We start from the raw sequence: 13,349 nt of genomic DNA on the forward strand, positions 1-13,349 counted from the left end.
TATGTCTATTTTTTGTGCAATTTAATGCGTCAAGTCAATAATCCGCGACGGACTACCTAAATTTACAATGTTAAAACAACCGACGAAGTGAGCTGCAGCGCACTCCACCTTCCGCTTCGCTATTACAATGACATCCTCTGTCAGTGACCTCGCGTAGAGTGTGTGTCATTCACGGCAGAAATAGATATCACATTTAATACGCGATTAACCTTAATTTTCCTGCGGAACTGCCGTTAATAACATGATGTACGCTGATTATTAAAGGAAAGATATGATGCTCTCCCAGCCAGAACACGCCCTGATTGATACTCAACTTCCCGCGTTGCGCGCATACTGGCAGCGATACGAATTCCCCGCAGAACAGCTGAACACGATTGAAGAAAATATTCGTACTTTCTCCGTGCGTCTGCCGCTCATTGGTGCCTTTAGCGCCGGTAAATCGTCGCTCATCAACACACTGTTGCAGGATAACTTGCTGTCAGTCGCCATCGATCCCGAAACCAGCCTGCCGACCGAACTCCGTTATGCTCCCCTGGAGTCAATTGTCCTGCGCCGCAAAGATGGGTCCCTGTTGCCGCTAAGCCGTGAGGCATTAAAAACGCAGGCCTTTGGCGAACATGATCCGCAGAATGTCGTCGATATCACGTTGCCTGACGCTACGCTGGCCGCGCTGGAAGGCATGACGCTGGTGGATATGCCCGGTTGGGAATCTGGCATTGCACAGCATTCGCTGGCGATTGATAACTATCTAGATCGCAGCGCTGCCTATGCGGTAGTGGTCAGCGTCGATGAGGGGGTACTGAAAGAGAGCCTGCGGAAGATCGTTGAGGAGCTGGCGGTTCATGACAAGCCCATGATGCTGGTCATCACTAAATGCGATAAGAAAACCCCGGAGGACGTTGAGGCGGTGTTGGCGCACGTTCGTCAGCAAATTGAAGCCCTGACGGGTAAACCGCTGCTCGCCGTATGCCGCACACAGCGAAAAAATGCCAACGAATTGGCCACGGCGCTGCCGGTACTGCTGCCATTACAGCACCGTTTCTGGCACCGGGCCATCGGCCTGCCGGTGCAGCAATGCGTGCGAGATCTGCTGGTGCGTATCGACCAGCTGGCGCAGAGCCATAACCAGACGCTGAGCGAGATCGAAAGCGAGCGCGAATTACTATCAGCGCAGTATCAACGCATGCAGGCGGACCTTCAGCATGTCACCACCCGGCTACACGAGCAGCAAGAGGTCGCCAGGCGTGCCATTGTTAATGATTTCGCCAGCCGCCTTAACAGCCAGCTCGAGACGCTCACCCGGGCGCTGCTCAACGGTGAAGACGTGAGCGGGACGATCGGCCATGCCCTGCGCATGTCCTGGTCCCAGGGACTTGAACGCTATCTTAAGCCCGTGATTCAAAGAGAGCTGGGGCACCTGCAGCTACCGGACGGGTTGCCGATGCAGGAGACGCCCTACGCGTATCGTTTTAAAGCCAGTGAATCGAGTGCAGAGCTGATTAAAAGTACCCTCTCTTACATTCTGCCTGCGGCCATCAATCTGATTACCCGCATCCCGATGGGTAAAGTGTTAGCACCGATCATCATCTCTACGCTGGAAGGTTTATTTCAGCGCGGTAGCCAGGAGCTGATTCAGCGTCAGCAGCAGGAAGAGACTCGTCGGCACGTGATTAACACCGTGATCCCGTCCTGCTGTTCGACTGCGGAACCCGACATTGCTCGTGGGCTCAGCAACACCATTGATGAGGTAATGCAGTCCATTTCCCGTGCAGCGGATAAGGAGATGGCAACAGTACGACAAACGCTGGAACTCAAGGCCCGCGAGCTGAAAACAGAACAGGCCGCCGAGGCGCAGCGCCAGCAGGCCCGGCAGCAGGACAGCGCGGCACTGACGCAGATGCTGGCATGGTTACAGGAGTTCAACCATGGTTGATCTGGACGAAAGCACCCTGCGTGATCGCTACGCCCTGCTCTGCCAGGCCTGTGAAGATCGTCCCGGCGGTGCGGCAAAAGAAGATGAAGCCCTGCTGCGTGCGCTGGAGGATCTGATTGAGCATGATCTTCCCGCCCTGGCACGTCGCGGCAGCCCGCCCATGTTCACCGATATTCTGCGCGCTCTGCGTCACGAAATGGTGCGGTTCCGTGAGTTTTGTGAATATCCGGCGCTGTCCGGCAAAGTAGTGGTCGGGCTTGGCGGGAGCTTCAGCGCCGGGAAATCGTCCCTGATTAACGCGCTGGTAGGCGATCGCAAGTGTCTGGTCACCGAAGTGGATCCCACCACCTCCCTGCCAACCTATCTGGTACAGGGAGAACAGGAGACGCCGGACGTCAAAGCCATCAATCTGTTTAACCGTCTGATTACCCTGAGCCACAGCCAGTTTCGTACCCTCACCCATGAGGAACTTGAACGCTACGGCAGCCAGGTGAGCCGGATGTTGAAATCTGTGGTGGTGGCGCATAACGGCTTCAACTGGGAGAACCTGGCGCTGCTGGATACCCCCGGCTACAGCAAAGCCGACGAGGAAGGCAGCGCTCGCACCGACGCCAGCGTGGCGCGTAGCCAGCTTAACAGCGCCCAGTTCATCATCTGGCTGGTGCCAGCCGATAAGGGCACCATCACCGAAGATGACATTGCGTTTCTGGCCTCGCTGGGCAAGCAGATCCCCAAACTTATTGTCGTCAGCCGCGCCGATAAGCATCCCGAAGAGGCCGTAGGGAATATTGTTAGCCTGGTGCGCGAGACGCTGGCCCAGCGCGGTATCAATGTGCTGGACGTGCTGCCCTTCTCCACCCGCCCGCGTCAGCCGTGGTCCATTACTCCCCTGACAGACTACCTGACCCAATGGAATCAGGTCTGGCGCGACCCGGGCTTTACGCGGCAATTTAAGCGCCAGTTTATGGCGTATGAAAATTATCTCGATGAGGCGCGCCAGGAGGGGCAACGCCAGCTCAGTAAGTTCAACCGCATTTTGACCCTGAGCGATGATGCGAGCACCCAGTCCGATATTCAGAGCCTGCAGCGTAATAGCCGCGGCAATCTCTACCAGCTGGAGGAGGTTTGCCAGGCATTAAGCGAGATCCAGCAGCAGTTCTTCAGCATCCTGAAGACGCTGGGCGAACGACTGGCGATCCCACTCGAAGAGCCGGACAGCCTGTCGATGCTGCAATACGCCCCGGTGAATCTGCAAAGCCTGCTGCTGGCGCTTGCGGACGAATGCGGTTTGGATCTTCAAGAAGTGGATCCCGAGCTGTGGCACCCCCTTACCCGTAATCTGCCCATGGATAACCTCGACCACGTGTTGCGCCGTGACAGCGTCAGTAACGATCAACTGTGGCAGCCGCTAATGGAGAATAAGCCCCTGACCCGCCTCGATGAACTGCTCAAGCGCGACAGTACGCACTACGCCTCATTACAGGCCCTGAGCAATGGAGAGAACGCATGACCACAGGAAATTTTGATGCGCTGATGAGTGGCGCACGCTTACAGCTGGAGCCGCTGGATGCGCATTTTATCGCTGGGAACGACGCGGCGTTGAAAGACGATTATTTGATCCTGCTTGCGGCCCTGCTGCTGGAAAATGGCGCGCTCACTGAAGCCCAGCAGCGGCTGATCACGATGCTGATCGCATCCATCCAGCCCGCGTTCCCGCTAGCGCATTATCTGCAGCAGTCAGCAAAACTGGATAGCGAAGGACTGGCCCGTATAGTTCGCAACCTTGGACAGACTAAGCATGCAGCGCAGGCACTGATGTTTGATTTTGCCGTGTTGCAACGCATTACCGGCCCGCTGGCACCGCTGCAGGTTGAGCGTCTGGGCTGGCTGGCAAAAATATGTGGGCTGGCAGACAAGCAGATCATGCTGATTAACTTCTGGAGCCTGCGACTGCTCGGGATTAAGACTTCGGTTGAGGCTTTTTCTGGCGCGTTGACAGTGGTAAAGACCGCGCGAGTTGAACAGCTGTTCCCGTCAGATACGCAGTTGAAAGACAAAATTATCCACAACGGCATGCCGCAGGTTAACCAGATTATGAAAAAGGGGAGCTACGTTTTCAAAACGAAGAATTCCTCGGGCACAGCATATAACGCGTTTCTGGGTTATATGCTGTGCCGTTTTGCGCTGGTCTCCAGTAAGGGTATCGTCATTCGTATCGTCATGGACGCCAACCAGGATGCTGATAGCGCATACGGCAAAAAAGGAGAACCCCTCTTCGAAATCATCCCCCTTCCACCGGCTTACAACGCCTGGCACAGCTTTTTAACAGGGGATCACCATGACTGAGATTAACGCTTTAGCCATTTTGCAGCAGCTGGATAAGCTACGCCTGAAAGAAAACCCGTACAGCGCCCACACCCTTGCGGACGAAAACGAGAACAGCCGCCGCCATTATTGCGCTCTGCTCTTTATGGTAATGCTGAGCCACAGTCCAATCAGCGAATATCAGCAGCGCATGCTCCAGCTCTGGCTGCCAGCGATTGGTATGGAAGGCCGTCAGGCGGAGCTGTGCCAGCTGGCGACCCGGTTCGGTGAAGAGGGGCTGGACGAGGCACTCAACGCTGTGCGTGAGAGCGCCGGTCAGATCTGTTTACTGCTCGACTGTCTGGTGTTTTGCCGGGTAAACGGGCCGTTGACCTCCAGCCAGACCGCCCTGCTTGAAGCACTGGCGGCAATGTTGGGGATCAGCCAGGAGGAGATGGAGAACGTGGTCTATATCGCCTGTCTGATTCTGGGCCTGCCGGTGGGTGAGAAAAAGGCCTCAGAGTTGCTGTTGGGTATCCGTGAGATGAGCGTCTGGCGGGAATTTCTTATGAGTTATATTGAGCTGCTTTTCGTTGGATTAAAATCATGGATTAACGAAAATAAACTCAACATCGTAATTCCGGCTAAAAACATTAGCGATTTACTGGAAATTGAGGAGATCAATCTTTATTCCAATACCTGGCAATATATCACCCCGTTCCCGCCGGGTTTTACGCTTCTGGAAAATCTGCAAACTTTGGTTTTTGACTCTTTTAACATTACCACTTTCCCTGCTCTTAGCTCCCTCCCAGCTTCGTTAATGTCAATTAAAATAGGAAGTTATGGAAGGCTCAGCCATTTACCTGACTCCATTTGTTACCTTAATAAGCTAAGAAAACTGGAACTATCAAATAACCAGCTCGGAGGAATTTCTCACAAAGTTCACCAGTTTTTGCGCAATAACAACGTCGAACATTCAATCAACGTAAGCGCCTTCATTAAGGGATCCAAATGACCGCACCATTACTCCAGCGCATTGAAAAAAACCTCGACGCCTGCGCCAGCGTCCCCCACACCTTTACCACCGAACTGGATGCGCTAAAGGCGCTGGCGCAGGACTATAAGCAGAAACTCGCCCGCTGGCAGCATAAAGAGCAGACGCTCAATATTGGCATCATGGGCCAGGTCAAAGCCGGAAAAAGCACCTTTCTCAACACCCTGCTTTTTGATGGACGTCCGATCCTGCCCGAAGCCGCCACGCCGAAAACCGCCAACCTGACGCGGATTGGCTATGGCGAACAGCATAGCCTGCAGGTGGAGTATTACAGCCAGCAGGAGTGGCAACAGATCGAAGAGCAGGCCGGCCAGGCATCCGGCAGCGACAGTCAGAAAGTCGCCACAGAACTGCTCGGTATGTCGGCGGAGAAGCAGATTGATTTCGCCGCCCACTGGCAGAAAGTGGCGCGCCTGGAAAACCACACCGAAGTGGTTCTTGCCAGTGATATCAGCGAACTGCAGGGGTTGCTGAACCAGTTTACCGGCAACGATGGTCAGTATACCGCGCTGGTCAAATCCACGGTGCTCACTCTTCCGGACGATGCCCTGAAAGGCTTTGAGGTGGTGGACACCCCGGGGATGAACGACCCTGTACAAAGCCGTTCGCAAAAAACGCGCGACTATATGGCCAACTGCGACGTGGTCTTTTTCCTCTCCCGCTGCAGCCAGTTCCTGGATGATGCCGATATCCGGCTGCTGGGAGAACAGCTCCCGGGCAAAGGGGTGAAACGACTGGTGCTCGTCGCCGGACAGTATGACTCGGTGATCCTCGACGATGGCTACGATCGTGATTCGCTGGCGGCAACGGAAGAGAATATTCAGACCCGCCTGCTGCGTATCGCGCAAAACAAAGCGCAACAGCTGGTTGCGTTTCAGCGTGACAACGGCAACGAGGCGCGCGCCGCGATCCTCGAGCGCTTAGCCAGCCCGGTATTCGCCAGCACCTTTGCCTGGGGATTTGCCCACTGGCCGCAGGAGAAGTGGAGCCAGAGCATGCTGCACACTTTTGGTGGGCTGCAGGAAATGGCCGAAGATTGCTGGCCGGAGCCTTTTACTCAGCAGGACTGGGAACGTATTGCAAACTTCTCCCCTCTGCAGGCGGAGTGGCAGCAGGCACGTGAGGACCGCCTCCCGCTACTGACAAAGCAGCGGGAAGGCTTTACCTGTGAATCGGCGGGACAGTTCGCTGAGATTGTCACGCGCCTGCGTACCCGCATTAACGATCGTATTTCCAGCCTCGAAACCCAGGATCTACAGAGCTTACGTCAGCAGCAGTCCCAGTGCCGCAAACGGCTGGAAGGCATTGCCGCCGAGCTGCGCACCATCATCGGCGACACGCTGCACAAGGCACGAACTGAGACCCTGCGCGTCAGTGGCAGGCTGAGCGATGATATTACCCGCTTCCGCCAGCTACAGTCGCATACCGGGTATCAGCAGGAGCGGTACTCATATGAGGTCAGTGATTCGACCTGGTACAAGCCCTGGAGCTGGGGTAGTACCCGTACCGAATATGGCACCACCTCCGTAGCCTATCAGTATTTCAACGCACAGGACGCCATCGAGCAGATCCGCCAGTACAGCCGGGCCTGCGCCAGCCAGATCCGCCAGCACTTTAACCAGCTGATCGAGCCTGCGGCGCTGAAAAGTGCTCTCCGTCAGGCGCTGGTTCACCACCTGAATACCGACAGCGAGCAGTTCGACCCTGCACTGTTCCGCGGGGCGCTGGAAAGCGCCATTTACGGGCTGGCAATGCCGAAGCTGGTGCTGGAGGCGGATGAATCCCAGGTGATGATCCCCTTCCAGGGCGAAATTAAAAGCAGTGAAGATAAGCAAAAATTGCAACAGGCGCTGGATCGGGCACTCGGGTCGATGTTTGACACGCTGGCAAAGCAGCTGGACGCGGGTACGCAGTCGATTTTTGCTCAGCTTGAGACGTTGAAGAACGGCCTGCAGGAGACGCTCAGTCAGAGCCTGCAACAGGAGTTCAGCGAAATCGAGCAAGGTCTGGAGCGCAAAGAGAGCGAGACCGGCGCGTACCGCGCACTATTGAGCCAGTTAGAGTAAGGCTATGTGATTATCATGCTGGCCGGGAAACGGCCAGCCGATGGTATATCTTATGCTGCCTCGGCACCCACAATCACCATGCCAATCGCATGGCAGCTATCCTTGTGCTTACTGCCCCTGCACTTACAGATATATACCGGGTCATGCCGGTAGCTAAACCCCTCTTGTTTCAGCCCGCTTAGCCTTTCATCGGCCCGATTAACGGTCAGCGATGAGAAATCCCGGTAAAAACCCACTCCCCATATTGACCGACGTTTTTGTTTTGCTTTCGCGAAATGGGAGTTCACGACTTCATAATTTTTAATCAAATCCGTCGCGATACTTTCGACAAGTTCCGTTGCTCGTCTGGCAAGCTTAAATTCAACATAAATAAACCTGTCCAGCCGCGTGTATTTTTTCCTGAAAATGAGATCAACAATTACATGTTGTCGACCACTTTGGTGTCTTTTATCCGTAATTGCTCGTAATTCCCGTTTCGCTGAAAAATCTAAATAATGCTCAAGGAAAAATTCGAACTCTATCTGCAGCCATTTTTCCCAGTCATTCGCTTTTTTATCGAGGATATGGGAGAGTTTTTCCTTCGTGTTTTTGTGCGCAAAAAACGCGGTTAAAGCACCTTCCAGAACCTTTATATCACCGTTAACTGCCATAAATATCCCTGAATGAAAGAGCAAAGCATGTCATTGATTTCATTATTTATCGGCATATAAAAAAACAACTTTAACCCGAATCCGACACTTTTATAATACAAGTAAAGAACAGAAAATGACGGCCGGGGCGGCAGGAAATCTCTCCCACAAATGTTTCGCTGATGCTCCTGTATCTCCCCTATAATTCCTGCGCGGAAATCTGTACAATCCCTGCCCTGATAACTCCATAACTGACTACTTTTTAATCTATGAGCAATGTGACACACCAGCCGAAAATCGGCTTCGTCTCTCTGGGCTGCCCGAAAAACCTGGTGGATTCCGAACGTATCCTGACCGAGCTTCGCACCGAAGGCTATGACGTGGTACCAAGCTACGACAACGCCGACATGGTGATCGTTAACACCTGTGGCTTTATCGATAGCGCCGTACAGGAGTCTCTGGAAGCCATCGGTGAAGCACTCACCGAAAACGGCAAGGTGATTGTCACCGGTTGCCTGGGTGCCAAAGTCGATCAGATCCGCGAAGTCCACCCTAAGGTGCTGGAAATCACCGGTCCGCACAGTTACGAGCAGGTGCTGGAACATGTGCATCACTATGTGCCAAAACCAAAGCATAACCCGTTCCTGAGCCTGGTGCCGGAACAGGGCGTGAAGCTCACCCCCCGTCACTACGCGTACTTAAAAATTTCCGAAGGCTGCAACCATCGCTGCACCTTCTGCATTATCCCGTCCATGCGTGGCGATCTGGTGAGCCGTCCGATTGGCGAAGTGCTGGCCGAAGCCAAACGTCTGGCCGATGCGGGCGTGAAAGAGCTACTGGTGATCTCCCAGGACACCTCCGCCTACGGCGTGGACGTGAAGCACCGCGCCGGTTTCCACAACGGCGAGCCGGTGAAAACCAGCATGGTCGGCCTGTGCGAACAGCTCTCTAAGCTTGGCATCTGGACGCGTCTGCACTACGTCTACCCTTACCCGCACGTGGACGACGTGATCCCGCTGATGGCGGAAGGCAAAATCCTGCCGTATCTGGATATCCCACTGCAGCACGCCAGCCCGCGCATCCTGAAGCTGATGAAGCGTCCTGGCTCCGTTGACCGCCAGCTGGCGCGCATCAAGCAGTGGCGTGAAATCTGCCCGGATCTGACCCTGCGCTCCACCTTTATCGTTGGCTTCCCGGGTGAAACCGAAGAAGATTTCCAGATGCTGCTCGACTTCCTGAAGGAAGCGCGTCTGGATCGCGTGGGCTGCTTCAAGTACAGCCCGGTTGAAGGGGCGACCGCCAACGAACTGGCGGATCAGGTGCCGGAAGAGGTAAAAGAAGAGCGCTGGAACCGCTTCATGCAGCTGCAACAGCAGATCTCTGCTGAACGTCTGCAGGAGAAAGTGGGCCGCGAAATACTGGTGATCATCGACGAAGTGGATGAAGAAGGCGCGATTGGCCGCAGCATGGCCGACGCCCCGGAAATCGACGGCGCAGTCTACCTGAACGGCGAAACGAAGGTGAAACCGGGCGATATCGTGCGCGTGAAAGTTGAAAACGCGGACGAATATGATCTGTGGGGCAGCCGGGTTTAATCACACCGCTACATAGATTAAGGGGACGTCACGTCCCCTTTTTTATTGTGATTAATACTCAAACTGTCGGTAATAACGGCGGATATCCAGACTGTGGCCGGTGTAATGCTCGAAGTGGGCGGCAAGGCGGTCCACCAGCAGGGTTGAGATGACGCACGGCGCCAGCAGCCAGCGGAACGCATCGTCAATGCCCGCCAGCGTGTAATCACGCGGATCCAATACCACCAGGTTATCGGTAATTTTCGCCGCAAAACGTTCGACGCGGTCGTCCAGCGCCCGGCATTTGCCCTCGCCTTTGACCAGGAACAGCGGCACCTCTTTCTCCAGCAGCTCCAGCGTGCCGTGGAAAAACTCCGCCGAAGAGACCGATTTGGTGCGCTTCCACTGCATCTCCTCCAGAATACACATCGAGAAGAGATAGACTTCGCCCCACATCTCGGCGCCGCCAATCCACATCATATAATCGGCGGTATGGTATTTTTGCGCGATGGCATCGGCCTGCGGATCAAATTGCTTTTTGGCGTTAAGGAGATTCTCAGGTAACAGCTCCAGCTGGCTGGCGAAGCGGTCGTAATCCGCGAATTCCCCGTTACGATGCAGTAAACGGAAGAATACCCAGTAGAGCAGCATATACTCATATTCCACGCCGTTCTTGTGCCGCATCGGAATATGCCAGGTGGCGGCATTCGCCAGCGGTGAGTCGCTGTTTTTGGTGATCGCCACCACGCGGATCCCCTGCGCCTTGCACCATTCGGCAATCGCCACCGACTCTTTGGTATCCCCCGATTTCGAGAGCGTAATCACCACGGAATCTTTATTTAAGCGTTTATGTCCGGCATGAATTAATTCCGCCGCCTGTTCAAGATAAACCGGCATTTCGGTTAATTCCCGGGCGAAGGCGTTAATGGCCATCATCGGCGCCAGCGATCCCCCTACCGAGGCGAAAAATAACGTGCTGAAGCCCTGCTGAATAATCTCATCAGCAACCTGTTCCGCCTGTTTACGCGCAGCAACAATCTCACGAGCACTGGTCAGGTACTCGTCCTGATTAAAACCTAACATAGTTGTTCTCCTGCTATATTTTGCTTTTTAAAACCCGATCGAAGTCATCGAAGATACGCACCGAGAGATCGATGCCTTTGGCGCAGGCGGTACGCCAGGCCAGAATTTGCATGGGGACAATCAACAGCAGCGGCGAGAGCAGATGATCTACGGAGCAGTTCAGCGCCAGGGTATTTTCCTGTTCATCGCCCGTCAGCGTCACCAGAAAGGCCTGTTTAACCGCCGGAGCCATATAGTCCCTGAGCGCCCGCAGGCGTGGGTTTGGCGCATCCTCAATAAAGAACATCACATGCTCAGCGTTGGCCTCCAGATAGGGGCCGTGCATGTAGGCCTCCAGCTCAAATCCGCCGGACGGCACACGCACCGTTTCGGTGAACTTGGTCTCAAACTCCTTCGCCACCCCGGTCAGGGCCCCTTCACCGATGGCAACAAAGCGTGTGCCCTCCTGAAGGATGTGCTGATGGTGCGCGAAAAACGCCTCCGTGCGGGCGATGGTGTCGGGGATGGCCGCCGCAAGCTGGTGCAGCGCCTTCAGGTAGTCCTGTGCTTCCCGCTCATCAATCTGCTGTTGCGCCCGGGCAAGAGTGAGCGCTACCAGCAACAAATTGAGCACCGTGGCGCTAAAGCCGCGGGTCACAAACCCCACTTTCTCGATCCCGGTATGGATATCCAGCACACGATCGCAGCGGCGACCTATCGGGCTATCCGGGTCCGACGTCAGGGCGAACACCGGCAGCCCGGCGGCCTGCACTTTCTCCATCGCCGCCAGCGTCGAGGCGCTTTTTCCGCTTTGGGAGACCACCAGCACCATGTCGGTGTGCGGGTCGATGGCTTCATAATGCACAAAGTTGTACGGCTCCTTGATTTCCACCAGCAGGCCGAAGCGGTGTTCAAAGAAGTAGCGCGCGCACATCGCCGCATTCAGCGACGATCCGGTCGCCAGCACCAGCAGACGGCGTACCGGGTGCTGACGGGCAAAGGCCTCCAGCGAGTCGAGATGAGCCGGATAGTGCCGGAGAATATTCTCCAGCGCCGCAGGCTGCTCCTCGATATAGGTCATCATTGTTGGTTGCATCGTTTTCTCCGCTTAAAACAGACCGATCCACGAACCCAGAATGCCCACCAGCGCCATGCCGCCGATGATGGTGAGCGGTTTTACCTTGCGCCCCAGCAGCCAGTAGACAATGCCGAAGCTGATAAGGGGCAGCAGACAAGGCATGATGTTGTCGATGATCCCCTGGACCTCGGTTTTCGCCTCTCCCGCGCCGAAGGAGATAGGGATAGTGATGTTGATCATCGAGGCGGCCATCGCCCCCACTACCATCAGCCCGATAATCGACGCGCCATAGGTAAGGCTCTCCATCATCCCGCTCTTCTGCACCCGATGGAGCACCCCGGTGCCCAGCACGTATCCCCAGCGGGTAAAGAGCCAGCGCACCAGAATGTGCGGCACGTTAAACACCAGCAGGAACAGGATTGGCCCCAGGATATTGCCCTGCAGCGCCAGGCTGGTGCCGATCCCGGTGGCGATCAGGCGCAGCGTTCCCCAGAAAAAGGAGTCCCCCAGCCCGGCCAGCGGCCCCATCAGCGACGCCTTCACGTTGTCGATCGCCGTGCCGTCCATTTCGTTTTGCTGGCTGTTTTTCTCCTCCATCGCGGTGGTGATGCCCAGCAGCAGCGTGACGATATGCGGCGTGGTATTGAAGAACACCAGGTGGCGTTTTAGTGCCGCCGCCAGCGCGGCCTTTTGTGGATAGAGCTTTTTCAGCACCGGGATCAGGGCATAGACGAAGGCAAGGTTCATCTGCCGCTCATAGTTCCAGGAAAACTCCATCTGGAACGACCGCCAGAACACCCGGCGCAGATCGCGGGCATTAATCGCGTTCTCATCCTGCGTCTCTGGCAGGGTCTCTTCAGAAATCTTCGTCGTCATCAGCGACTCCTTGATCGGTCGTCGTACGGGGAGCGTTAAGGGTGGTCATATTGACCATCACCACCGCCACAATGGCACCGAGAATGGCGATACCGGTGACGGGTATTTTCAGGTACGCCATCAGGGCAAAGCCGAGGAAGAAGAACGGAGCCACTTTTTTGTTAATCAACAGTCGGGCGAGCATGGCAAAGCCCAGCGCCGGAATGATCCCCGTCGCCACGCTTAACCCGTGCTTAATAAATTCCGGAATGGCATCCAGCAAGGATTTCACCGCGCTGCTGCCCACCAGGAACGACACCGTCACCACCGTCGCCAGCATCAGCGACAGACCAAACCCGGCGATAAGGTGCATCCGCTCAATGCCGCCGGTATCCGCCTGTTCGGCATAGCTGTCGGCCTTCTGGCTGAGCATGGGGATAAACATGCCGAGATAGACGTTTTTCAGTACCAGCGTCAGGGTGGCGATTGGCAGGCCGAGCAGCAGCGCCGTTTCCGTTCCTGCCCCGGAGGTGATGGCGAATGCCACGCCGAGCACTCCGCCGGTGACCACGTCCGGCGGAATTGACGCCCCCACCGAAAACGACCCGATAAACGCCAGCTCGAGCGTCGCGCCCATCACCACCCCCGTCTGCACATCGCCCAACACCAGCCCGGTTAACAGGCCGGTGACAATGGGCCGGGAGAGCAGCGAGGTGCCGAGGGCATATTCAGACTGGGCGATAAACGCCACCAATCCGAGTAAAAGTGCCTCTACCATAGTGAGTCCTCATGAA

General features: G+C 55.6%; 11 protein-coding genes. 6 read left to right on the forward strand and 5 right to left on the reverse strand.

Annotated features, from left to right (window positions below):
* Window positions 1-271: 271 nt before the first annotated feature.
* From DVA44_RS16525 to DVA44_RS16545, 5 genes are read left to right on the forward strand one after another with little or no spacing between them, the layout of a single operon-like run.
* On the forward strand, window positions 272-1,933 hold the full coding sequence (locus DVA44_RS16525) for a dynamin family protein (RefSeq protein WP_114387580.1): 1,662 nt from the start codon (window positions 272-274) through the stop codon (window positions 1,931-1,933).
* Window positions 1,926-3,443 carry a dynamin family protein gene (locus DVA44_RS16530; RefSeq protein ID WP_114315520.1) on the forward strand — a complete coding sequence of 506 codons (1,518 nt, stop codon included), beginning with the start codon at window positions 1,926-1,928 and terminating at the stop codon, window positions 3,441-3,443. The genes DVA44_RS16525 and DVA44_RS16530 overlap by 8 nt, the downstream gene beginning before the upstream one ends.
* Complete coding sequence (locus tag DVA44_RS16535; protein WP_114387581.1) at window positions 3,440-4,279, forward strand: hypothetical protein; 840 nt, start codon at window positions 3,440-3,442, stop codon at window positions 4,277-4,279. Before DVA44_RS16530 ends, DVA44_RS16535 begins: the two co-directional genes overlap by 4 nt.
* Window positions 4,272-5,252: a hypothetical protein gene (locus DVA44_RS16540; RefSeq protein ID WP_114387582.1), complete on the forward strand. Its 981-nt coding sequence runs from the start codon at window positions 4,272-4,274 to the stop codon at window positions 5,250-5,252. Before DVA44_RS16535 ends, DVA44_RS16540 begins: the two co-directional genes overlap by 8 nt.
* On the forward strand, window positions 5,249-7,357 hold the full coding sequence (locus tag DVA44_RS16545; protein WP_114387583.1) for a dynamin family protein: 2,109 nt from the start codon (window positions 5,249-5,251) through the stop codon (window positions 7,355-7,357). Before DVA44_RS16540 ends, DVA44_RS16545 begins: the two co-directional genes overlap by 4 nt.
* Before the next feature lie 50 nt (window positions 7,358-7,407).
* Here DVA44_RS16545 and DVA44_RS16550 read toward each other — a convergent pair whose 3' ends face one another.
* Entirely contained in the window at window positions 7,408-8,007 is a 600-nt protein-coding gene (locus DVA44_RS16550) for a hypothetical protein (RefSeq protein WP_114315524.1), read from the reverse strand.
* A gap of 248 nt (window positions 8,008-8,255) precedes the next feature.
* On the opposite strand from DVA44_RS16550, the gene rimO reads away from it, so the two are divergent.
* Window positions 8,256-9,581, forward strand: coding sequence for a 30S ribosomal protein S12 methylthiotransferase RimO (rimO, locus tag DVA44_RS16555; RefSeq protein ID WP_114387584.1), 1,326 nt, complete (start codon window positions 8,256-8,258; stop codon window positions 9,579-9,581).
* 51 nt (window positions 9,582-9,632) lie between these two features.
* Here the strand turns inward: rimO and DVA44_RS16560 are convergent, their stop codons facing one another.
* From DVA44_RS16560 to DVA44_RS16575, 4 genes are read right to left on the reverse strand one after another with little or no spacing between them, the layout of a single operon-like run.
* A complete protein-coding gene (locus DVA44_RS16560; RefSeq protein ID WP_114387585.1) occupies window positions 9,633-10,643 on the reverse strand; it encodes an SIS domain-containing protein in 1,011 nt (336 codons plus the stop codon).
* 13 nt (window positions 10,644-10,656) lie between these two features.
* Complete coding sequence (locus DVA44_RS16565) at window positions 10,657-11,718, reverse strand: SIS domain-containing protein (protein WP_114387586.1); 1,062 nt, start codon at window positions 11,716-11,718, stop codon at window positions 10,657-10,659.
* A gap of 12 nt (window positions 11,719-11,730) precedes the next feature.
* The gene (locus DVA44_RS16570; protein ID WP_114387587.1) at window positions 11,731-12,576 is read right to left on the reverse strand and encodes a PTS system mannose/fructose/sorbose family transporter subunit IID; all 846 of its coding nucleotides are present in this window, start codon (window positions 12,574-12,576) and stop codon (window positions 11,731-11,733) included.
* Entirely contained in the window at window positions 12,557-13,333 is a 777-nt protein-coding gene (locus DVA44_RS16575) for a PTS mannose/fructose/sorbose/N-acetylgalactosamine transporter subunit IIC (RefSeq protein ID WP_114387588.1), read from the reverse strand. Before DVA44_RS16575 ends, DVA44_RS16570 begins: the two co-directional genes overlap by 20 nt.
* Window positions 13,334-13,349: the final 16 nt, after the last annotated feature.

Origin of the sequence: Leclercia sp. W17, from assembly GCF_003336325.1 — a bacterium.
In the GTDB taxonomy this organism is placed as follows: Bacteria; Pseudomonadota; Gammaproteobacteria; order Enterobacterales; family Enterobacteriaceae; genus Enterobacter.